Genomic DNA, 22,365 nt, shown 5'->3' with positions numbered 1-22,365 from the left:
TACACCTTCATCCTAACGAGAACTGGAACGGGAAGGTTGCGCCAATCAACTACACCGTCACTGATGGCGAATTAACCGATACGGCAACCCTTGATTTGACGATTACGCCAGTCAACGACGCGCCAAACGCCGTTGATGATGCAGCCCAGGGCTTTGAGGATAATCCGATCAGGGGCAACGTGCTGACCAACGATAGCGATATCGACAGTGCCGCGTTAAGGGTCAGCGGATTCACGGTGGGTGAAACCTCATATCAAGCAGGCGAAACCGCCAGGCTTAGTGGTATCGGTTCACTGATTGTCAAGAGTGACGGTAGCTACAGTTTCACGCCGGTCCCGAACTGGTACGGCAAAGTGCCTATCGCTACTTATACCGTTACCAATGGTGAGTTGACGAACAAGGCAACCCTCAAACTGAATATCACGGCGGTCAACGATGCCCCTGTTGCCCAGAACGATACTGGCACCGGAATCGAAGATGCGCCTATCAGCGGTAACGTGCTCGCCAACGATAGCGATATCGAAGGTGACGTTCTAACGGTCAGCAGCTTCAACGTGGCGGGAACGCGCTATGCGGCCGGCGATATTGCCAAGCTTAGTGGTATCGGGTCATTGACGATTGGCAGCGATGGCAACTACACGTTTACGCCGAATAAAGCTGGAACGGTTCGGCGCCCGCGATCAGTTATACCGTCACCGATGGCAAGTTGAAGGATACCGCCACACTCAAATTGGACGTCACGCCGGTCAACGACGCCCCAATTGCCGTTGATGATGACAATAGCGTTGCCTTTGGCAGCATTTTGGCGGTCAGTAAATCCAAAGGGGTTTTGAGCAACGACAGCGATCGGGACGGGGATGCGTTGCGTGTCACCCGGATCGATGACATCGACATTGCAGAAAATGGAAGCGCGAGCGTCTTGGGTCGCTATGGCACCCTGGACGTCGATTCGCTAGGCGGATATACCTACGCCTCGACCCTGGAGGCACCGGTGCTCTATGGGTTCGAGACTGGCGACGAGTACCTCGGCCGAAGTGATCTGAACCTGCTGGAAAACTTCTTGCTCGATGATGACGCTCAACTGCGAGTGTCCTCCACGGAGAATGGGGTGGGCGTCAGCGGCAGCAACGGGCGTAACGTGCCAGATCAAATCAATGACAATGGGGAAGTTCTGATTGCAGATCTGGGGAGTCCGGTACGCAGCGCTTCCTTTGGCGTTTCGAAATTGTTCAACGACGAGCAGGGCGGCGAAACGGGTAAATGGTATGCCTACGACGTTGGGGGGCAGCTGATCGCATCTGGGGCGATCGATGCGAGTACCGTCGACTACGACGCGAATAGCACCAATATTGGTCGTATCACGATCGAGAATGCCGATGGCGATTTCCAGTATTTGGCCTTCGAGAGCTTGCCCTACCAGGATACGAACTCGAGCAATGACGGCGGTGACTTCTTCGTCACTGATGTTCGTGTCGAGGATGTGTTCGACTACGCGATCACCGATGATCAAGGCGGCAGTGCCAACGCATCTCTGAGCCTCGATTCCACGGCCTCGCTCATCAATTATCAGCCCCCGGCGGATAGCATCGAGCCGCCAGAGGCCAGCATCTTCATTACCACACCCTTGTTCGGTGACGATAACCTGCTGAGCAACAGCGAAGCCCGTCAACCAATCACAATTAAAGGTGGCGTCGGAGGCGATGCTCAAGCCGGTGATGACGTGATCGTGAGAATTGGCGGCATCGATTACGCCACGAAGGTAACGGATGCACTGACCTGGAGCATTGAGATTCCTGCCAGTGATCTTGCTCGGCTGGAGCCGGGTAAAATCGAGGCCAGGGTCATCGGGAAAGATGGCTGGGGCAATGCCTTCAATGCCGTCAGCAGCGTCGACTTTCAGGTGGCGGACCCTGGAACCTTGTCCGTGGGTAACAATGCCAATAATGAGGTGAGGCTGGGCAGCGGCGACGATGTTCATATCGGTGACAGGGGCGGCAAGATCACGCTGATCGATCCGGCCAAGAACTACAATATTTCGCTGATCGTGGATGTCTCGGGAAGCATGCAGCAGGTCTCTGGAACTGCCGGCTTGAGCCGCATGGCACTGACCAAACAGGCATTGCAGAATCTGGCGGGACAGCTCGAAGCGCATGAAGGCACGATCAATGTTCAGCTGGTAGCTTTCTCCAGTCGTGGAAGCACCAAAATCAACATTCAAGGCGTTGACAGCACCAATATCGATCAGCTGGAAAAGGCCATCGACAAGCTATCCGCGGATGGAGGCACCAACTATCAGGCGGCGTTCGAGAAAGCCGTAAGCTGGTTCAATGGGCAAAATGGGAAGGGTGCTTCACAGGAAGCAGACTTCCAGAACCTTGCCTATTTCCTGACGGACGGTGACCCCACTTACTACTTTGATTCGAAAGGAAAGGTTGTTGGCCCGGGTGGCAGCACGAACCATGATGTCATGAACGCATCGGTGAATGCTTTCGAAGCACTAAGTGACGTCAGTCAGGTCAATGCCGTCGGCATCGGCGCCAATATCTCCGAGAAATACCTGCAGTTCTTCGATAACTCCAGCATCATCGGAGTAGGAAGCGAATCCGTCTATTCAGGTTCTATTTTAGGCTTTCCTGTTTATCGCTCCATATCTGGCCCTGTCGGTCAGGTTGATATTGTCAATAACGCCGACGATCTGCAGGCCGCCCTGGAAGGCAGCTCACAATTCGAAGAGCTGGCCGAGGTGGGTAACGATGTGGTGATAGGCGGTGCGGGCAACGACATCCTCTTTGGCGATACGCTCGATACGGATCAGTTGGCCTGGACCAATGGCAATACCGGCGAGGCGTTTACCGCAGGCAGTCACGACGGTCTGGGCTATCAAGGGCTGAGTGAATATCTGCGCTGGTCCGTCAATGCAGGAGAAGCCCCGAGTGACGCCCAGGTGTCATCCTACATTCGCGACAATGTCGAGAGTTTGATCGGCGAAGGGCGGGCCAAGAGTGGCAATGATCGGCTCGAAGGAAGGAGTGGCGACGACATTCTCGTAGGAGGCGGCGGTAACGATACGCTACTGGGCGGTGCTGGCAATGATACGCTTTATGGCGGAATCGGTGCCGATGTCTTTGCCTGGACGCTCGATGATCAGGCCACCATCGACAGCCCAGCCCGAGATGTGGTCAAGGACTTCACGCTCGATGCGATCAATGGTTATCGAATTGATGGTGAAGGCGATCGCCTGGCGTTGGCGGAGCTATTGCAAGATGAAAGTGACGAGACTATCGATAACTATATTGCTGCCAAAGAGGAGGGCGGAAGTACGGTGCTTTTCGTCAGTTCGAACGGTCAGCTCAGCGAAAATGGTGCTGGCGCCGATCAGGCAATCCTTCTCGAAGGGGTCAGCATGGCGAACCAAAGTTCCTCGGACTTCATCAAGTCTCTTATCGACAATCAGCAGTTGACCATCGATCAATAAACGAGAGTAGGCAGCAACGCTCAAGTAGTAAAAGCATCGCCCGGCAATGCCGGGCGATGCTTTTTTGGATTCTTTTCTTGCCTATTGTTTCATTTATTGATGGTCCCGCTCTAGTCTCTTACCAGGTCCAGATGATGTCGAACCCCTGGGCCGGTCACTCCATCGAAGCCCAGGGCAAACAGGCAATCTCGTTCTGCGTCACACACGACGCCTTGGCCAATGACTTCCATGCCGATGGAATGGCAAAGGGTGACGATACCGGTCAAGAAAGGGTGGGTATGCTGCTGAAGATGAATGTCCCGCACCAGCCAGGTGTCGATCTTGATATAGGACAGTCCTAAATTCTGAAGCTCCGGCAGCTTGGCGAATTCGGGGCCGGCGCGCTCGAGCCCTATTCTGCAGCCGAAGGAGCGTAGCTCGAGAGCCAAGGGGCGCAGGATGTCCATGTATCTGACGGCGATGGATTCCGGCACTTCGATCCATAGCTGTTTGGCTTCTTCAGGACGGCTTTTCAGATATTGACGCAATATTGCCGTGAAACGGCTATCGAATATCGCATCCCGGGACAGACCGATGCTCAGGGGCTTGCCTTTCTGAACGATCGTTTCAAGAGCGGCGTCGACAATGGATAGATCGAAATCACAGCTCAATCCTACCCGGGATAGCCAGGGCAAAAAGACGCCGCCTGTTTGCCATTCGCCTTCCAGTTTCAGGCGCGCCGGGGCTTCGTAGTGCATCAGTCTACTGAGCTGGTCGAGTACCGGGTTACGACCGAGGCGAATTCCGTCGAGACGCTTGGCTTGAATCAGCGCATGACGCCACTCCTTGTGAGTGTTGTAGAACTGCAGATGGTTATCGCGATTGACGACTTCGATGCTGTTGCCACCTCGCGTTTCTGCTGCGGCGAGGGCGCCATCCAACGCACTGAACAGCTCCCGTCGATCGTCGCCGCGGCCGTATTGTATGAGTGAAACCGGCAGTAGAATGTCGATCTTGGCCTCTTCGAGCTGCGTATGCAGTTCCGTTTCCAAGCGTTGTCGAAGCTCTTGAGCATCCTCGCAGCCCGGCAGGAGAATGGCGAAGTCGCTGCCGTTGAGACGCCCCACCTGCCCGTTTTCATAATGCGACGTTATGTTGCCAAGCATATCTGCAAAATGAACCAGCAATTGGTTGGTCGCCTTGTAACCCAGGCGCTTGTTGAGCTCAGTGAGATCGAGTAGCCGTGCAAGCACGATATGGCCCGTGGCCGCATCGCTGTCATCGCTCAACAAAGTGTCGATGCGCTTGACGAAAATATCGCGCTTGATGACGCCGGTGATCTCATCCTGCTGCAATTGCCGGCGCAGATGGTCGAGGGTCTTGCTCTCCTGGGAGAACAGGGTACTCATGGTCATGGAAAGCTGGTTCATGGCAGTCACCACTTCGCGCAGTTCCCGGGTGCGGGGCTGCTCTTCGCACACGCTGAAATTATGCTGGCCGATGCCTCTCGCCTGTGCGATTACCGCTCGCAGGGGGCGCTTTATCGTTCCCACGATCCACCAGGCCAGGGCGGCACTGATCAGCGTTGCGATGGCAAACCAGCTCATCAAATCGATCATGCCTTGCCACAATAGACGATAGGCATAGCCGTAATGACTCTCGACGATGATGGTCGCGTATTGCTGCCAGCCGTTTTGGATGACTGCTTGGCCCGAGGGTATGGAAAAATCCACCCAGTTGACGAACCATTCGGGGACGTCCGTCACGGACGCATCGTTCACGCGGCGCAGCAGGGTATTGCCGTCGGGGGTGACGAGCTCGATCCGGCGGTAGTGGCCGGTATCGAACTGAGCGGCAATCAGCAGTTCAACGACGACCGGGTCCTTGTCGAGCTGGCTTAGGGACAGAGCCAGGGCGTTGGCGTTGTCCGCATTCTTGATGCGCAGCTCCTGTTCGAAATACTGCGTACTGGTCACCATGCTGATGAACAGGCTGCCCCCCAAGGAAATCAGCACCACTCCAAGGATGGCCAGCCATAACTGCTTGATCAATGACATCAATGGGTTCTCTTGTTGTGCCGGGGTTGAATGCCAGATGGTGTTTTTTCAGTCATAGAATTCCCTCCAGGGTCATGCGCTGGAGCACATCGCGCCAGCGGGACAAACGCTGGGTAGGATCGGCCAGGGAGCTTGTAGCGCCGCCGGTCCAGAGACCGTCGCTGTTGAAGCTGAACACGGGAATGAGATCGCTGCGCTGGCTGGCAGGAAAGATGTCGGGTAGCAAGTTGTCCAGAACCAGAGGCTCCGCGGCAGGGGACTTGTAATATCCCAGTACCATGTGGGCCTGAATGATGTCGCTGCGACCGATACGCGCACTAACATAAATCATGCGCAGACATTGTCCGGAGATGCCGAGAGTCTTGAGGGTTTGATACTTGGCGATGGCGTAGTCCTCGCAGTCGCCGGCTCCTTTGATGAGCGTCTCGAGAGGGGTCGCCCAGAAGTCTTCCTTGCCCCAGATCTGGATATCCTCGACCCAGCGTACCCGCTGATTGAAGAAGTCGTTGACACCTGTGAGTCGCTCAAAAGTGCTCCGGTGTTGCAGATCGTGCAGCAGTCCAAGCCAGGCCTCGATCACCAGCACGCCGTCGTGTCCGTGACGCTCGAGCATCAGCGCGCGCATTCGCTCCACATCCATGGCGCCACTGGCTAGCTCGCCATGGCTGCCTGCCAGGGCCAGAGTCGCCACTGCAGCACCAAGCAGGAATCGGCGTCGGGAGGGGTTGAAGGGAGCGCCTTGCGGCGATGCAGGCATGAACAGACGGTACTCTCGCGTATGAAACGAAAAATGGCTTCGATCATACGTCCGAACAGCCCATCTCGAATGGCCTAGAAGAGACGTTAATTGCGTCTATTTCGTGCTCGGCATTCCAGCGCGGCGTCAGTGGCCGCGAGCGCGTTGGGAAGGCATGGCGTGCATTTCGTTATGCCTCGGGTAACCGTCCGGCACGATTGAGCGCCGGATTGGCGTACTGGGCTAGCCACCAGTCCCGCAGAGGGTCGGGAACGCTTTCAAGCCGTCGAGCGAAGCGCTCTCGATCACTGCTCATGACCTCGCTTAAATCGACCAGGTCTGGGGCGAGTCCGCTCTCTTCAAGTGCCAGTTCGTGGCTGGGGAATAGATGGTAACCGTCGAGTACCTGGCGGGTGATTTCCTCGGCGACCTGATCCGGCGTCTCGAAATCCGCATCGAGCATCTGGCCGAAGTTCAAATGGATACGCCCCTTGACGCCGGTAATGCCGGAAACGATGGAGCGAATGTCTTCAAACTCGACTTTCTCGTAGCGCCCTTCGGTATGCAGCGCGTGCAGCTCCCGCGCTTTTTGCAGGTCGCAGGGATCATACTCATAGCTGATCGATACCGGCACCATGCGCAGCTCGCGAATGGCATCGGCAAAGCTTGATTCCTTGTGCTGCTGGCGATGCGCCATGGTCAGCATCTTGATAATGGCCGGATCGGCGCGATCAATACCGTTCTTGGCACGCCCCTCGCGCTGGGCCAGCCATACGGAATGGTTGTCGACGCAGATCGAATGCCGGATATAGCCGGAAAGCGCTTGATAGGCCGCAAGCATGGCGCGCTTGCCCTTGGCGCTACGGGGCACGATGAAGCTCTTGTTGAGCCGCATCAGATCGGTGACATAGGGTTTTTGCAGCAGGTTGTCACCGATGGCGATACGAACGGTATTGCGACCGGCCTGATACAGGGCATAGTTCACGAAGGCGGGATCGAGGGTGATGTCGCGATGATTGCCAATGAACAGATAGGCGGTATCAGGGTCGAGCCTGTCCAGCCCCGTCACCTTGAAGTCGTCCGTGGTGGTCGCGATCATTCGTCGCATGTAGTAAGCGATATGATCCTGAAGCTTTTTGACGCTGTCGACGCCCCGCATCTGCCGTTTCACGGCGATGCCCGCCAGTATTCGAGCTAGCCATGGCGCATGTTTTGCCAAACGCGGGAGGCGATAATGGGTGATAGCATCGAGAAATTCTGTATCCTGCGCTAATCTCGCCAATACATTGGCGACCTCATCATCATGATAAGGGCGAATGTTCTCGTATAGGTCTTGGGTCACGTGTTGGGTCATGGTGTTGGTGCAGTGGAGACGGCTTCGCCTCCCAGCCAGTCGATGAGTTGTTCGATGGAGTCTGCCAGTACCTTGGTCATCAAGGTGAAATCGGTTTCCAGACGCAGTACCGCGTCGCCGCCGTCTTCGGTCTGACTTGCCTCGTCGAGTAGCGTATCAGCGAAACGTAGCGACTTTAATGCCAGATCGTCGCTGAGTATCATGGTCATGGCGTCGTCGACGGTTAAGGCCAGGCGTGTCGCCTGCCGGCCTGCTTCGAGCGCGGTTTGTATCTCTTCGCAATCGAGATCCATCTGACGTCCGCGAAGCACGCTCTCATCGCCGCTGAGTGCCTTGAGTTCCACCTGGTCACCCAGCGTCAAGGCATCGGGACGCTTGGACGCATCGCCAAGCCATTCGGTCATTGCTCGAATGGGGGTGGTGCGGGTGGCTAACGGGGTTACCTTGAGGCTGCCAAGGGTCTGGCGCAACAGATCGAGGATGTCCTCGGCACGCTTGCGACTCGAGGTATTGACCCCAATGAGGTCGCGTTTCGTGTCCCACCATAGATCGAAGCGCTGGGTACGTATAAAGGCACGGGGCAGGAATTCTTCGTAGATTTGCTCTTTCAGCGCCTGCTTTTCCTGGCGCCGCAGAGGACGACCTTCCGCAGTTTCGATATCCGCGGCGCGGCTCTCGACTTCTTCCTTGACCACTGAGGAAGGTAGAAGACGTTCTTGACGCAAGGCGGACAGCAGGCGATGACCTTGAATTTCATGAAAACGCTGCTCGCTGGCGCGACCGGCAGGCGTGCTCCAGCCTAGGCGTCGGGCCTCGACGCCTCCCAGCGGACGAAATGCCTGCTCATCAAGAGCCAAGGCAAGATCGTCGTTGTTCAGTGTAGGTGCGTCATGCACGCGGTAAAGATGTAAGTGCTTGAACCACATGGTATCGCCTTGAGTAGAAGGAGATACATTATGGCCAATCGCTCAAGCGGGTACCAGTGTCGAATAGAGTAAGCAACGTGTTGGTGTTAATCGTTTTACCAAGCGCAGGGGACCCAGGTGCTTTAATAGTAAAGAGCGCTTGGTGGGTATTGTCATATAAGCAAATGTCCTTGTAATTAATCTAAATTTTCAACAGGAAGTAGCAGCATGGATCATCGTATCGTCCGTTCCACCGTACGCGTACGCGGTTTTCATCTTGATGGCTATGCTCATGTCAACAATGCGCGCTATCTCGAATTTCTTGAAGAGGGACGCTGGGCTTATTTCGAACAGCAATTCGATCTAGCGGCATTGTTCAATGAAGGCCTGGCGGTGGTGACCGTCAATTTGAATATCAACTATCGCCGCGCCGCGGTCATTCACGACGAACTGGAAGTTCTGACCTCGTTATCCCATATCGATCAACGTAATGCCGTCATGCATCAGGTGATCAATCGTGTGAGTGACGGCAAGTTGATCGCGGATGCGGATTTCACCTTCGTGGTGCTCGATACCCGTACCAAACGCTCGATTCGCATCGAAGACAAGCTGCGTAACGTACTCGAGCCCTTGGTACTGGAATGCTAAGCACCGCGATGTCGACAGCATGAATCCTGCGCTGCCTAATTTCGTCGTGTAATGGTATAATCCGCCGTCGTGTCGTCTGCTATGACGACCCTTGAATCGTGCTCCATTAGCCACTCGAATTCGGCTATACGAGTCGGGTGTCATGACCGGAGTGCGATTCATCGATTGCTGTCTTACACCAGCGCTAATCAGTTGTAGTGCAAAGGATTCAACGACCCATGGGTGACATCGCCAGAGAAATTCTGCCCGTCAATATCGAGGACGAGCTGAAACAGTCGTACCTTGATTACGCCATGAGCGTAATCATCGGACGCGCCTTGCCGGACGTGCGCGACGGTTTGAAGCCAGTGCATCGCCGGGTGCTGTTTGCCATGCATGAGTTGAGCAACGACTGGAACAAGGCCTACAAGAAATCCGCGCGTATCGTCGGTGATGTCATCGGTAAGTATCACCCCCATGGGGATAGCGCGGTTTACGACACCATCGTACGCATGGCTCAGCACTTTTCGATGCGCTATGTCCTGGTCGATGGTCAGGGCAACTTCGGTTCCATCGATGGCGATAGCGCCGCCGCGATGCGCTATACCGAGATACGCATGGCCAGGCTCTCCCACGAGATGCTGGCGGATCTCGAGAAGGATACCGTCGACTGGGTCGATAACTACGATGGCACCGAGCGCATTCCAGATGTCCTGCCGGCCAAACTGCCCAATCTGCTGGTCAATGGCTCTTCCGGCATCGCCGTGGGCATGGCGACCAATATCCCGCCCCACAACATGGTCGAGGTCATCAACGGCTGCCTGGCCTTGATCGATGATTACACCTTGACCATCGACGATCTGATGGAATACATCCCGGGTCCGGATTTCCCCACCGCCGGTATCATCAACGGCAAGGCGGGTATTCTCGAGGCCTATCGCACCGGTCGCGGGCGCATCTATGTGCGTGCTCAGCACACTATCGAGTACCACGAGAAGAGTGGGCGCGATCACATCGTCATCACCGAGCTGCCTTATCAAGTCAACAAGGCGCGCTTGATCGAAAAGATCGCCGAGCTGGTCAAGGAAAAGCGCATCGAAGGCATCGCCGAGCTTCGAGATGAGTCCGACAAGGACGGCCTGCGGGTGGTGATCGAGGTCAAGCGCGGTGAGTCCGGTGAGGTGGTGGTCAACAACTTGTTTGCCCACACCCAGCTGCAGACCGTGTTTGGGATCAATATGGTGGCGCTGGAAAACGGCCAGCCCAGGACGATGAATCTCAAGGAGATTCTGGAAGCCTTCGTGCGCCATCGTCGCGAAGTGGTCACCCGGCGCACGCTGTACGAGCTTAGAAAAGCGCGGGAGCGGGGCCATCTTTTAGAAGGCCTGGCGGTGGCGATTTCCAACATCGACGAGGTGATCGAGCTGATCAAGGCCTCGCCGAGCGCCGCCGAGGCCAAAGAGCGTCTGCTCGATCGTGCCTGGCAGCCGGGGCAGGTCACGGACATGCTGGATCGCGCTGGAGCCACCTCCTGTAAGCCAGATGATCTTGAAGAGGGCTTCGGGCTCTCCAACGATCGCCGCGAGTATCGATTGTCGCCGGCCCAGGCCCAGGCAATTCTCGAGCTTCGCCTGCACCGTTTGACCGGGCTCGAGACCGAAAAGCTGCTCAACGAATATTTGGGCATACTCGAGAGGATCGCCGAACTAAACGAGATTCTGGCCTCGCCGGATCGCCTGCTGGAAGTGATTCGGGAGGAGCTGATCGCTATTCGCGATCAGTACGGGGACGCGCGCAAGACTGAGATTCAGATCAGTCACCTCGATCTCTCCATCGAGGATCTGATCAACGAAGAGGACATGGTGGTCACCATTTCCCGCAGCGGTTATGCCAAGACTCAACCGATCACCGATTACCAGGCCCAGCGTCGCGGCGGTCGCGGCAAGTCCGCGACCAGCATGAAAGACGAGGACGTCATCGAGCATTTGCTGGTGGCCTCGACCCACGACACCGTGCTGCTGTTCTCCAACAAGGGCAAGGTCTACTGGCTCAAGGTCTACGAAATTCCCGCGGCCAGTCGCGGTTCTCGCGGCAAGCCGCTGGTCAATCTGCTGCCCCTGGACGATGACGAAGCAATCAATGCCATGCTGCCGGTGCGGGAGTATCGCGAGGATAGTTTCATCTTCTTTGCCACCGCCAAGGGCACCGTCAAGCGCACCACTTTGGATCAGTTCTCCCGGCCCCGCAGTGTGGGCCTGATCGCCATCGATCTGGAAGAAGATGATCGTCTGGTGGGGGCCGCCATCACTTCAGGCAGCGATCACGCCATGCTGCTGTCATCCAACGGCAAGGCAATTCGCTTCGAGGAAACCAACGTTCGTGCCATGGGCCGTACCGCCCGAGGCGTGCGTGGCATGCGCCTGGCGAAAGACGCAGAAGTCATCAGCCTGATCATTCCGCAATCGACCCATATAGACAGCGAAGCGGATACCGAACTCGACGAAGAGCAACCAAATGAAGCGATTGGCACCAATGGTGACGACGAGCAGATCTACATTCTGACCGCCTCTGAGAACGGCTATGGCAAGCGCACCCGGCTCGAGGAGTTCCCGCTGCGTAACCGCGGGGGCCAGGGTGTCATTGCCATGCAGACCAGCAGCCGTAACGGTGCCCTTGTCGCCGCCATGCAGGTGGCGACCAGCGATGAGATGATGCTGATCACCGATCGCGGGACGCTCGTGCGCACCCGAGTCGCGGAAGTCTCTACTACCTCGCGCAACACTCAGGGTGTCATGCTGATCCGCTTGGGTGAGCATGAAGCGCTGGTCAAGACGGTGCGGGTTGACGAGCCTGGCGAGGACGCTGTGCTGGACGGTGATGAAGTCGTTGATGGCGAGGCTGTCCTGGATGTCGCGCCAGATGAAGGCGTCGCACAGTCTGGCGACAGTGCTTCACCAGAGAATGAAGTGAACGATAAGCCAGAAACGCCAGATTCCCAGGAATGAACCATTGCGACCGCCGCTAGATTGGCGGTCGCTTTTTTTCGTCCCATGTTCGAGACGTACCGACAATGACACGCAAGTATAATTTCTGCGCTGGGCCTGCCGCTTTACCTTTGCCGGTACTGGAGCGTGCGCGAGAGGCGCTGCTTGATTACCAGGGCCGCGGGCTCTCGGTAATGGAAATGAGTCATCGCAGTCCGGAGTTCGTGGCCATCGCCGAAACCGCCGAGGCTGACTTCCGTACGCTGCTGCAAGTGCCGGACAACTACAAGGTGCTGTTTCTACAGGGTGGGGCTTCCACGCAATTTGCCATGCTGCCTTACAATCTGTTGGGTAACGGTGGCACGCCTAACTATCTGTATACCGGTATCTGGGGCAAGAAGGCCATTGCCGAAGCCAAGCATTTAGGGGGCGCCCATGTGGCAGCCTCTAGCGAGGCCAATGGCTTGACTGCAGTACCTCGGCCTGAGGATATCGAGCTTTCCAACGACGCGGCCTACCTGCACTACACCGACAACGAGACCATCGGCGGTCTCGCCTTCGATTACATTCCCGGAAGCGGAAACGGCCGCTTTACAGAAGATGTACCGCTTTGCTGCGACATGTCCTCATCAATTCTTTCAGCGCCGCTTGATGTCTCCCGCTTTGGGGTGATCTACGCCGGCGCTCAGAAGAATATCGGACCGGCGGGGCTGACCCTGGTGATCCTGCGGGACGATCTGCTCGACCGCGCCCGGCACGAGACGCCGACCATGTTCAATTACCGGGTCATGGCTGAGAATGGCTCGATGTACAACACGCCGCCTACCTATGCCTGGTATCTGGCAGGGTTGGTGTTCGACTGGTTGAAAAACGATATTGGCGGTCTCGACGCCATGGCAGTCATCAACGAGCGCAAGGCTTCAAGGCTTTACGGCGCCATCGATGCCAGCGACTTCTACAGCAACCCCATCGCGCCGATCAATCGTTCGCGCATGAACGTGCCGTTCGTGCTGGCGGATGAATCTCTCAACGAGCGCTTTCTCGAGGACGCCGAAGCGGCGGGGCTTCTCAATCTCAAGGGGCATCGTAGCGTCGGCGGCATGCGAGCCAGTCTCTACAATGCGGTGAGTGAAGAGGCGGTGAGGGCGCTAGTGGATTTTATGAGCGATTTCGAGAAGCGCAACGGTTAAGAAAAAGGAGTAGGGGTATGAGCGAGTCCCCGGTCGATCTGGATGAATTACGTGATCGCATCGATCAGATCGATGGCGAGATCCTACGCCTGATCAGTGAGCGAGCCAGCTGTGCCCAGCAGGTTGCCCAGGTCAAGACGGCTTCCGATCCTGGCGCGGCCTTTTATCGTCCCGAACGGGAAGCCACGGTGCTCAGACGTATCATGGCGCTCAATAAGGGGCCGCTGGATTCCGAAGAGATGGCGCGGCTGTTTCGTGAAATCATGTCCGCCTGTCTCGCGCTGGAACAGCCGATCAAGGTGGCCTATCTGGGGCCGGAAGGCACCTTCACCCAGCAGGCCACCCTCAAGCATTTCGGGGACAGCGCCAAGAGTCTGCCCATGGCGGCCATCGATGAGGTCTTTCGCGAGGTCGAGGCTGGCGCTGCCCACTATGGTGTGGTGCCGGTGGAGAACTCCACGGAAGGGGTGATCAACCATACCCTGGATTCCTTCATGGATTCCTCGATGCGAATTTGTGGCGAAGTAGTGCTGCGCATTCATCATCATTTGCTGGTGGCCGGTACCACGCGCCAGGACAAGATTTCGCGCATCTACTCGCACCCGCAGTCCTTCGCCCAATGCCGCAAGTGGCTGGATGCGCACTACCCTCATGCGGAGCGAGTGCCGGTCTCGTCCAATGCGGAAGCCGCACGACTGGTCAAGACCGAGTGGCACAGTGCCGCCATTGCCGGAGACATGGCGGGCAAACTCTATGGGCTCGAGAGGATCGCCGAGAAGATCGAGGATCGCCCGGATAATTCCACACGGTTTTTGATCATCGGCAATCAGGATGTTGCCCTATCCGGAGATGACAAGACTTCCTTGGTGGTGGCGATGCGCAACCAGCCTGGCGCCCTGCATGATCTGCTAGAGCCCTTTCATCGTCACCAGATCGACCTGACCCGCCTGGAAACCCGACCATCCCGTTCCGGGGTGTGGAACTATGTGTTTTTCATCGATTTAAAGGGCCATTGCGATCAGCCGGAAGTGGCGGCGGTACTGGAAGAAATACGCTTGCGGGCCGCGGAAGTGAAGGTGCTGGGGTCCTATCCTCAGGGTGTGCTCTAGCATGGCGGTATCGCAACAGGATTCGCAGGATGCAAGTGGTATCGTCGAATCCCGGCTTTTGATCGTCGGGCTTGGGCTGATTGGGGGTTCCCTGGCGCGAGCGCTCAAGACGGCGGGATTCAAGGGCGAGATTGTCGCCTGGGACCGGGACGCCGACGCCATTGCATTGGGTCTCGAGTTGGGGGTGATCGATGCCGGCGGTACCCAGCTTGGTCCTCTGGTTCCCGACAGTTCGATGATCCTGCTGGCGGTGCCGGTGCTGGCCATGGAATCCATATTGCAAGCCTTGGCGCCGCTGATCGAAGATCACCAGGTGCTGACCGACGTGGGTAGCACCAAGCTGGCGATTCGTGCCGCGGCGCAGCGCGTATTTGGAAGCGTGCCCGACAATATGGTGCTGGGGCATCCGATTGCCGGCTCCGAGCGCAGTGGGGTAGTGGCTTCCGACGCGTCCCTGTATCGGCAGCACAAGGTCATTCTCACCCCTCAGGCGAATACGCACCCTGACGCGCTGGTGCGGGTAAGGGCACTGTGGTCTGCCAGCGGCGCCGAGGTGCTGGAAATGACGGTTGAGCGTCACGACGAGGTGCTGGCGCGCACGAGCCATCTGCCACATTTATTGGCTTTTTCCCTGGTCGACACCCTGGCACGTCAGGACGACAGACTGGAGATCTTTCGCTACGCCGCCGGTGGGTTTCGCGATTTCACCCGTATCGCCGGCAGCGATCCGGTCATGTGGCGCGATATCTTCAGTGCCAATCGCGACGCTCTGTTGACGGCGCTGGACGACTTCGAGAGCGGTATCGCCCGCATGAAGAAGGCCATCGTCAGCGGTGACGACGATACCCTATTGGCGACCCTTGATCGGGCCAGCCACGCTCGACACTATTTCGATACGCTATTGAACAAGACGAGATATCAGACGATGGAATCACGCAATGTTCGCTACTGCGTCCGCCCCGGCGGCGGCGTCAGTGGCTCGATCCGAGTGCCTGGCGACAAGTCGATTTCCCATCGGGCGATCATGCTCGGCGCTCTGGCAGAAGGTGTTACCCAGGTACGGGGCTTTCTCGAAGGGGAAGATAGTCTGGCGACACTGCAGGCCTTCCGCGAGATGGGAGTTGCCATTGAAGGGCCGCACCAAGGCCGCGTGACCATTCATGGAGTTGGTATGCAGGGTTTGAAGAAGCCTGCAGGGCCGCTCTATGTCGGCAATGCCGGCACCGCCATGCGTCTGTTTGCGGGTCTTTTGGCCGGGCAGGCCTTCGATACGGAGTTGACCGGCGACGCCTCGCTGACCAAACGTCCCATGGCCCGAGTCGCGGATCCGCTGCGAGAAATGGGCGCGGTCATCGAAACCGCCTCCGATCAGCGGCCACCGCTTGTCATTCGAGGGGGTCAGCAACTTAAAGGCATTGTTTATGACATGCCCATGGCCAGTGCTCAGGTCAAGTCCTGTCTCTTGCTAGCAGGTCTGTACGCCGAGGGCGAGACACGAGTACGCGAGCCGGCGCCGACCCGGGATCATACCGAGCGCATGCTCAATGGTTTTGGCTATCCAGTGCATCGCGAAAGCGACGTTGCCTGGCTCGAAGGTGGCGGCCGTCTGACCGCTGGCCCTATCGATGTGCCTTCGGATATCTCTTCAGCGACTTTCTTCTTGGTAGCCGCAGCAATTACGCCAGGTGCTGATCTCACTCTTGAGCACGTCGGTATCAACCCAACGCGTATTGGCGTGATCAACATTCTCAAGGCCATGGGGGCGAATCTCGAATTGATCGATGAACGTGAAGCAGGGGGCGAACCGGTAGCCGATATTCATATTCGCTATCGGCCTCTCAAGGGGATCGACATTCCCGAAGATCAAGTACCTCTGGCCATCGATGAGTTTCCTGCGCTTTTCATCGCTGCCGCCAACGCTCAGGGTATCACCCGGTTGCGCGGCGCCGAGGAGCTGCGGGTCAAGGAATCCGACCGGCTTCAGGCCATGGCGGATGGACTGAGTGCCCTAGGGGTCAAGACCACGCTCCATGCGGATGGCATCGATATTCCGGGCCGCGATGAAAGTCAGGGAGCCGAAGGGCCCAGCTATGGCGGTGGCCATATCGATAGCCTGGGAGATCATCGCATTGCCATGTCTTTTGCCATTGCCAGTCTGCGTGCCAGTGACGACATCATCATTGATGACTGCGCCAATGTGGCGACCTCGTTTCCCGGCTTCGTCGAATTGGCGCGCCAGGTCGGGCTCAACCTGGAGGAGCAGGCATGACGACGTCAATGGAGCCGGTGCTGGCCATCGATGGCCCCGGCGGCGCTGGAAAGGGAACGGTCAGTCGTTTGATTGCCGAGCGACTCGGTTGGCATTTGCTCGATTCCGGAGCGCTTTATCGTCTGACCGCGCATGCCGCTGGCAAACATGGTGTGGCCCTCGACGATGAACAGGCGCTCGCAAGGCTCGCTGAAACCCTGGACGTTGCCTTTCTTGCTGAAAATGGCAAGGCTCGCGTCATTCTCGAAGGTGAAGACGTTAGCCGAGTGATTCGTACCGAGGAAGTCGGCGAGCGTGCTTCTCAAGTCGCGGTCCTGCAGGCAGTACGTAATGCCCTGTTGGCTCGCCAGCGAGATTTTCAGAAAGCGCCGGGCCTGGTCGCCGATGGACGTGATATGGGCACGGTTGTTTTTCCTCATGCAGCACTGAAGATTTTCCTTACCGCATCGGCTCAGGAACGGGCTCGACGCCGGTACTTGCAGTTGCAGGAGAGTGGTTCGAATGCTAGTCTATCGAGTCTTTTAAACGAGATACAGGCTCGGGATGCACGAGACATACAGCGTGCGGTAGCCCCTCTCAAAGCGGCAGACGATGCCGTCGAGTTGGATACCACCGAGTTGCCGATACCGGACGTGGTGGATCGTATTCAGAGGCTACTGGCCGAATTAGGCTTCAAGCCGTCAGTTTGAATGCTCAATCGAGCAAACGACACTTCCGGTCCCCGCTAGGATGTCATGATGTAGATCGGTATTTCGTGTGGCAAGCCGATCTGGATCGAACCAGCGCCAACATCTTCGGGGAATATGTAGATTAGGCCCGCGTTTGCTGGTGACGCGGAGAAGGCGACAACCGCCATCAACGTTGATTACGTAGGGTGCTCATGAGCGAAAGCTTTGCTGAACTGTTTGAACAATCTCTCCAGGATATCAATATGGAGCCCGGTGCCATCGTCATGGCCACCGTGGTGGATATCGAGAACGACTGGATCACCGTCAATGCCGGTCTGAAATCCGAGGGGCAAATTCCTGCCGCTCAGTTCAAGGACGACAACGGTGAGCTGACCATTGGTATTGGCGACGAAGTCAAGGTAGCACTGGAGGCCGTCGAAGATGGTTTCGGTGAAACCCGTCTGTCTCGTGAAAAGGCCAAGCGCGCTGAAGCCTGGAAGGAGCTCGAAGCGGCTTTCGAGAAAGACGAAGTCGTCAAGGGCGTGATCAACGGCAAGGTAAAGGGTGGCTTTACCGTCGATGTCGCTTCCATCCGCGCTTTCCTGCCAGGCTCTCTGGTAGATGTGCGCCCGGTACGCGACACCGCGCATCTGGAAAACAAGGAACTGGATTTCAAGGTCATCAAGCTCGATCCCAAGCGCAATAACGTAGTGGTCTCGCGTCGCGCCGTGCTTGAAGCCGAGAATAGCGCCGAGCGTGAAGCGCTGCTGGCAACGCTTCAGGAAGGTCAGCAGATCAACGGTATCGTCAAGAATCTTACCGATTACGGCGCTTTCGTCGATCTGGGCGGCGTCGATGGCCTGTTGCACATCACCGATATGGCCTGGAAGCGCATCAAGCATCCGAGCGAAATCGTGGCGGTGGGCGATGAGATCAACGTTAAGGTGCTCAAGTTCGACCGTGAGCGTAATCGTGTGTCCTTGGGCCTGAAGCAGCTGGGCGAAGATCCTTGGGTCAACATCAAGGATCGCTACCCGGAAGGCACCAAAGTCAACGCCCGGGTCACCAATCTTACCGACTACGGCTGCTTCGCCGAGCTGGAAGAGGGTGTTGAAGGTCTGGTGCACGTCTCCGAGATGGACTGGACCAACAAGAACATCCATCCCTCCAAGGTCGTTCAGGTGGGAGACGAAGTCGAGGTCATGGTGCTGGATATCGACGAGGAGCGTCGCCGCATCTCGCTGGGTATCAAGCAGTGCACCACCAATCCCTGGGAAGACTTCAGCGCCCGTTACAACAAGGGCGACCGTGTTTCAGGCACCATCAAGTCGATTACCGATTTCGGTATCTTCATTGGCTTGGAAGGCGGTATCGATGGTCTGGTTCACCTGTCCGATATCTCCTGGTCTGAAACCGGCGAAGAAGCGGTACGTCAGTTCAAGAAGGGCGATGAGGCAGAAGCCGTCATTCTGTCTATCGATCCCGAGCGCGAACGTATCTCTCTGGGCATCAAGCAGCTTGAGAGCGATCCGGTCTCCGAGTTCCTGGCAGTCAACGACAAGGGCGCCATCGTTACAGGTCGTGTCGTCGAGATCGATGCCAAGGAAGCCCACGTCGAGCTTGCAACGGATGTAGTGGCAGTGCTCAAAGCCTCCGAGATCAGCGCTGATCGCGTCGAAGATGCGCGCAACGTACTGAGCGAGGGTGACAGCGTCGAAGCTCGTATCGTCGGTGTGGATCGCAAGAATCGCGGTATTACGCTCTCGATCAAGGCGAAAGACCAGGCTGCCGATACTCGTCGTTCAGCGGGCAAGCCGCGAGAGCAGGAAGCCGAAAGCGGTGGTCCGACTACCATCGGCGATCTGATCAAGCAGCAGATGGGCCAGGACTGATTTTTTGTCCCAGTGATTCTACGAACTAGTACGAAAAATTAGAAAGATGTAGAAATACTGAAAACTAACGCGGTCTCTTTGGAGGCCGCGTTTTTTTATGCCTACTCGATACGCTTTTCGATAGCGCTCAACAGCCCCCGTAAGATGGATAACTCCTTTCGGCTCAGCTGCGCCCGGGCAAACAAGGCGTGCAAATGTTCTTCGGTACGCGCATGAGGCTGGGTAAGAAAACCGATCTTCGTCATGATCTGCTGCAGATGCTCATGAAAGTGGCTCAATTGCTGCTGGCTGGGCAAAAGGGTTTGCTGATGCACTGTGGGCTGCATATCTGTTCGACTGCGCTGAAGGGCGCGAAATAGCTCATAGCATAAAACCTGTACCGCCTGGGCAATGTTCAAGATACCGTAGTCCGGGTTGGCCGGAATGCTGACCTGGTGAGTGCAATGACGAATTTCATCGTTGGTAAGTCCAAAGCGTTCACGGCCGAACACCAGTGCTACCGGCCCCTGCTGAGCGCAGGCAAGAGCGTCCAATGCCATGATGTCCGGCTCGTCGAAGTGGGGTAGCGGCAAATTGCGCAGTCGCGCACTGGCGCCTATCACCTGCACGCAGTCGGCAACCGCCTCGGCCAACGTGTTCGTGACGGCGGCGTTTTTGACGATGTCCTCGGCACCGGCGGCTAGTCGCGTGGCTTCATCGTCAGGAAAGCAGCGCGGATTAACGAGGGTGAGATGGGACAAGCCCATGGTTTTCATGGCCCGGGCGCTGGCACCAATATTGCCCGGATGGAAGGTCTGGACGAGAACGATTCGAATATTGGAAAGCATCGGCTTCAAGGGTTGGCGTGATTAAAAAAGAAAAACCCCGCTGATCCATGTCAGCGGGGTTCGTTAATCAGACTGGACTTAATAGTCTGAAAGGGTATTGGCTAGGCTTACATCATGCCGCCCATACCACCCATGCCGCCCATATCCGGGGCGCCACCGGCTTCTTTCTCTTCCGGATCGTCGGCGATCATCGCTTCGGTGGTGATCATCAGACCTGCCACGGAACCCGCGGACTGCAGCGCAGAACGGGTTACCTTGGCCGGGTCGAGAACACCCATCTCGAACAGATCGCCATATTCGCCGGTCTGAGCGTTGTAGCCATGATTGCCTTCGCTGTCCTTGATGCGGTTGACAATGACGGAGGCTTCTTCACCGGCATTGGTCACGATCTGACGCAGCGGGGACTCCATGGCGCGCAGCGCGATGGCAATGCCGTGGGTCTGATCTTCGTTATCGCCCTTGAGATCCTTGATGCTGGTCAGGATACGGATCAGGGCAGTACCGCCACCAGGTACAACACCTTCTTCGACGGCTGCACGAGTGGAGTGAAGGGCATCTTCGACGCGAGCCTTCTTCTCTTTCATTTCCACTTCGGTAGCAGCGCCAACACGGATGACGGCAACACCGCCGGCGAGCTTGGCAACACGCTCCTGAAGCTTCTCACGATCGTAATCGGAAGAGGTGTCCTCGATCTGAGCGCGAATCTGGCTGACTCGGGCTTCGATGTCACCCTCGACACCGGCACCATCGATGATGGTGGTGTTTTCCTTGGACATGGTGATGCGCTTGGCGTTGCCCAAATGATCCAGATTCGCCTGTTCAAGGGTCAGACCGACTTCTTCTGAAATTACGGTGCCGCCGGTCAGTACGGCGATATCCTGTAGCATGGCCTTACGGCGATCACCGAAACCGGGCGCCTTGGCGGCTGCTACCTTGACGATGCCACGCATGTTGTTGACGACCAGCGTCGCCAGCGCTTCGCCTTCGATATCTTCGGAGATGATCACCAGCGGCTTACCTGCCTTGGCGACGCTCTCGAGTACCGGCAACAGTTCGCGAATGTTGGAGACTTTCTTGTCGACCAGCAGCAGGAGCGGATCTTCTAGCTCGACTGCCATGGTTTCCTGATTGGTGACAAAGTAGGGCGAGAGGTAGCCGCGATCGAACTGCATGCCTTCGACGACTTCCAGCTCATCTTCAAAGCCACGGCCTTCATCGACGGTAATGACGCCTTCTTTACCGACCTTTTCCATCGCTTCGGCGATGATCTGGCCGATACGCGCGTCGCCATTAGCGGAGATGGTGCCTACCTGAGCAATGGCCTTGGAATCGGTGCAGGGCACGGCCAGCTTCTCGATTTCCTTGACCGCGGCGATGATCGCCTGATCGATGCCGCGCTTGAGATCCATTGGATTCATGCCGGCGGTAACGCCCTTGAGGCCTTCATTGACGATGGACTGGGCCAGTACGGTTGCAGTCGTGGTGCCGTCACCCGCGACATCAGAAGTCTTGGAGGCGACTTCCTTGACCATCTGCGCGCCCATATTCTCGAACCTGTCCTTGAGTTCGATCTCCTTGGCCACGGAAACGCCGTCCTTGGTCACGGTCGGTGCGCCGAAGGATTTTTCGAGAACCACGTTGCGGCCCTTGGGCCCCAAGGTTGCCTTGACGGCATCTGCTAGAACGTTGACGCCACGTGCCATGCGCTTGCGCGCATCATCTGAAAACTTGATCTGTTTTGCTGCCATTGTCGTTGCTTCCTGAATCAGTACTTGTAAAGAAGTTCGGAGTAATAGGTGATGCGGTGTTTACCGCTGATTAACCTTCCACAACCGCGAGGATGTCGGTTTCGCTCATGATCAGCACTTCTTCACCGTCGATTTTTTGCTTTTCGACGCCAAAACCTTCCTTGAAGATGACGGTATCGCCGACCTTTACATCCAAAGGGCGCACTTCGCCGTTATCGAGGATCCGGCCATTACCGACAGCGAGAATTTCGCCACGAGTCGGTTTTTCCTGGGCGTTGCCCGGAAGCACGATGCCGCCAGCGGTTTTTTGCTCTTCTTCGACGCGACGCACAACGACGCGATCGTGCAAGGGACGGATATTCATTGCTCACGTTCTCCTAATGGTTACATGACTCAAAGTACAAAACTCGAAAGCAAGGCTTGCGAGCGGGAAAGCCTGGCTTTCCATTATCGTTGGCCAATCAGCATGCTGCTGAAGGCCAGATTTCAATACTGTCCCCTTGATGGGGCCGGCAAGAAGCCTTTCAAGGGCCCTGATGAAAAAA

At 56.8% G+C, this 22,365-nt stretch carries 16 protein-coding genes; 9 read left to right on the top strand and 7 right to left on the bottom strand.

Annotated elements, in window-relative coordinates; translation table 11 throughout:
* The first annotated feature begins 95 nt into the window (after positions 1–95).
* Positions 96–710, top strand: a complete 615-nt coding sequence (locus tag CH74_RS16780) for an Ig-like domain-containing protein (RefSeq protein ID WP_048308694.1) — start codon at positions 96–98, stop codon at positions 708–710.
* A complete protein-coding gene (locus tag CH74_RS17965) occupies positions 707–3,475 on the top strand; it encodes a type I secretion C-terminal target domain-containing protein (protein WP_053070815.1) in 2,769 nt (922 codons plus the stop codon). The genes CH74_RS16780 and CH74_RS17965 overlap by 4 nt, the downstream gene beginning before the upstream one ends.
* 110 nt (positions 3,476–3,585) lie before the next feature.
* On the opposite strand, the gene CH74_RS16770 is transcribed toward CH74_RS17965, so the two are convergent.
* The 4 genes from CH74_RS16770 to CH74_RS16755 form a co-directional block, all read right to left on the bottom strand.
* On the bottom strand, positions 3,586–5,511 hold the full coding sequence (locus tag CH74_RS16770) for a LapD/MoxY N-terminal periplasmic domain-containing protein (RefSeq protein WP_048308693.1): 1,926 nt from the start codon (positions 5,509–5,511) through the stop codon (positions 3,586–3,588).
* 52 nt (positions 5,512–5,563) lie between these two features.
* The gene (locus CH74_RS16765; protein ID WP_048308692.1) at positions 5,564–6,268 is read right to left on the bottom strand and encodes a transglutaminase-like cysteine peptidase; all 705 of its coding nucleotides are present in this window, start codon (positions 6,266–6,268) and stop codon (positions 5,564–5,566) included.
* Between the two features lie 169 nt (positions 6,269–6,437).
* A complete protein-coding gene (locus CH74_RS16760) occupies positions 6,438–7,601 on the bottom strand; it encodes a 1-acyl-sn-glycerol-3-phosphate acyltransferase (protein WP_048308691.1) in 1,164 nt (387 codons plus the stop codon).
* Entirely contained in the window at positions 7,598–8,527 is a 930-nt protein-coding gene (locus CH74_RS16755) for a recombination-associated protein RdgC (protein WP_048308690.1), read from the bottom strand. Before CH74_RS16755 ends, CH74_RS16760 begins: the two co-directional genes overlap by 4 nt.
* Positions 8,528–8,734: 207 nt before the next feature.
* Between CH74_RS16755 and CH74_RS16750 the strand changes: the two genes are divergently transcribed.
* The 7 genes from CH74_RS16750 to rpsA all read left to right on the top strand — a co-directional run bounded on the left by CH74_RS16750 (position 8,735) and on the right by rpsA (position 19,245).
* Positions 8,735–9,154, top strand: a complete 420-nt coding sequence (locus CH74_RS16750; RefSeq protein ID WP_048308689.1) for a thioesterase family protein — start codon at positions 8,735–8,737, stop codon at positions 9,152–9,154.
* Between the two features lie 218 nt (positions 9,155–9,372).
* Positions 9,373–12,138 (top strand): DNA gyrase subunit A, encoded by a 2,766-nt coding sequence (gene gyrA / locus CH74_RS16745; protein WP_048308688.1) that lies wholly within the window; start codon positions 9,373–9,375, stop codon positions 12,136–12,138.
* Between the two features lie 65 nt (positions 12,139–12,203).
* Positions 12,204–13,307, top strand: coding sequence for a 3-phosphoserine/phosphohydroxythreonine transaminase (serC, locus tag CH74_RS16740; RefSeq protein WP_048308687.1), 1,104 nt, complete (start codon positions 12,204–12,206; stop codon positions 13,305–13,307).
* Between the two features lie 17 nt (positions 13,308–13,324).
* Positions 13,325–14,416: a prephenate dehydratase gene (gene pheA, locus CH74_RS16735; protein WP_048308686.1), complete on the top strand. Its 1,092-nt coding sequence runs from the start codon at positions 13,325–13,327 to the stop codon at positions 14,414–14,416.
* A gap of 1 nt (position 14,417) precedes the next feature.
* Positions 14,418–16,685: a bifunctional prephenate dehydrogenase/3-phosphoshikimate 1-carboxyvinyltransferase gene (locus CH74_RS16730; protein WP_048308685.1), complete on the top strand. Its 2,268-nt coding sequence runs from the start codon at positions 14,418–14,420 to the stop codon at positions 16,683–16,685.
* Complete coding sequence (cmk, locus tag CH74_RS16725) at positions 16,682–17,374, top strand: (d)CMP kinase (RefSeq protein WP_048308684.1); 693 nt, start codon at positions 16,682–16,684, stop codon at positions 17,372–17,374. The genes CH74_RS16730 and cmk overlap by 4 nt, the downstream gene beginning before the upstream one ends.
* A gap of 191 nt (positions 17,375–17,565) precedes the next feature.
* Positions 17,566–19,245, top strand: a complete 1,680-nt coding sequence (gene rpsA / locus CH74_RS16720) for a 30S ribosomal protein S1 (RefSeq protein WP_048308696.1) — start codon at positions 17,566–17,568, stop codon at positions 19,243–19,245.
* Positions 19,246–19,346: 101 nt separating this feature from the next.
* On the opposite strand, the gene CH74_RS16715 is transcribed toward rpsA, so the two are convergent.
* The 3 genes from CH74_RS16715 to CH74_RS16705 form a co-directional block, all read right to left on the bottom strand.
* On the bottom strand, positions 19,347–20,072 hold the full coding sequence (locus tag CH74_RS16715; protein ID WP_048308683.1) for an RNA methyltransferase: 726 nt from the start codon (positions 20,070–20,072) through the stop codon (positions 19,347–19,349).
* A gap of 107 nt (positions 20,073–20,179) precedes the next feature.
* Positions 20,180–21,820, bottom strand: a complete 1,641-nt coding sequence (groL, locus tag CH74_RS16710; protein ID WP_048308682.1) for a chaperonin GroEL — start codon at positions 21,818–21,820, stop codon at positions 20,180–20,182.
* A gap of 70 nt (positions 21,821–21,890) precedes the next feature.
* Positions 21,891–22,184: a co-chaperone GroES gene (locus CH74_RS16705; RefSeq protein WP_048308681.1), complete on the bottom strand. Its 294-nt coding sequence runs from the start codon at positions 22,182–22,184 to the stop codon at positions 21,891–21,893.
* Positions 22,185–22,365 lie beyond the last annotated feature (181 nt).

This window comes from Halomonas sp. PR-M31, from assembly GCF_001039575.1.
GTDB lineage: Bacteria > Pseudomonadota > Gammaproteobacteria > Pseudomonadales > Halomonadaceae > Modicisalibacter.
This window is presented reverse-complemented; position numbering and strand designations above follow the sequence as displayed.

Coding starts and splice junctions, on each gene's coding strand:
- rpsA (WP_048308696.1), top strand. CDS start 17,566: ATGAGCGAAAGCTTTGCTGAACTGTTTGAACAATCTCTCCAGGATATC.
- groL (WP_048308682.1), bottom strand. CDS start 21,820: ATGGCAGCAAAACAGATCAAGTTTTCAGATGATGCGCGCAAGCGCATG.
- CH74_RS16750 (WP_048308689.1), top strand. CDS start 8,735: ATGGATCATCGTATCGTCCGTTCCACCGTACGCGTACGCGGTTTTCAT.
- CH74_RS16705 (WP_048308681.1), bottom strand. CDS start 22,184: ATGAATATCCGTCCCTTGCACGATCGCGTCGTTGTGCGTCGCGTCGAA.
- serC (WP_048308687.1), top strand. CDS start 12,204: ATGACACGCAAGTATAATTTCTGCGCTGGGCCTGCCGCTTTACCTTTG.
- cmk (WP_048308684.1), top strand. CDS start 16,682: ATGACGACGTCAATGGAGCCGGTGCTGGCCATCGATGGCCCCGGCGGC.
- CH74_RS16770 (WP_048308693.1), bottom strand. CDS start 5,511: ATGTCATTGATCAAGCAGTTATGGCTGGCCATCCTTGGAGTGGTGCTG.
- CH74_RS16715 (WP_048308683.1), bottom strand. CDS start 20,072: ATGCTTTCCAATATTCGAATCGTTCTCGTCCAGACCTTCCATCCGGGC.
- CH74_RS16760 (WP_048308691.1), bottom strand. CDS start 7,601: ATGACCCAACACGTGACCCAAGACCTATACGAGAACATTCGCCCTTAT.
- CH74_RS16730 (WP_048308685.1), top strand. CDS start 14,418: ATGGCGGTATCGCAACAGGATTCGCAGGATGCAAGTGGTATCGTCGAA.
- CH74_RS16755 (WP_048308690.1), bottom strand. CDS start 8,527: ATGTGGTTCAAGCACTTACATCTTTACCGCGTGCATGACGCACCTACA.
- pheA (WP_048308686.1), top strand. CDS start 13,325: ATGAGCGAGTCCCCGGTCGATCTGGATGAATTACGTGATCGCATCGAT.
- gyrA (WP_048308688.1), top strand. CDS start 9,373: ATGGGTGACATCGCCAGAGAAATTCTGCCCGTCAATATCGAGGACGAG.
- CH74_RS16765 (WP_048308692.1), bottom strand. CDS start 6,268: ATGCCTGCATCGCCGCAAGGCGCTCCCTTCAACCCCTCCCGACGCCGA.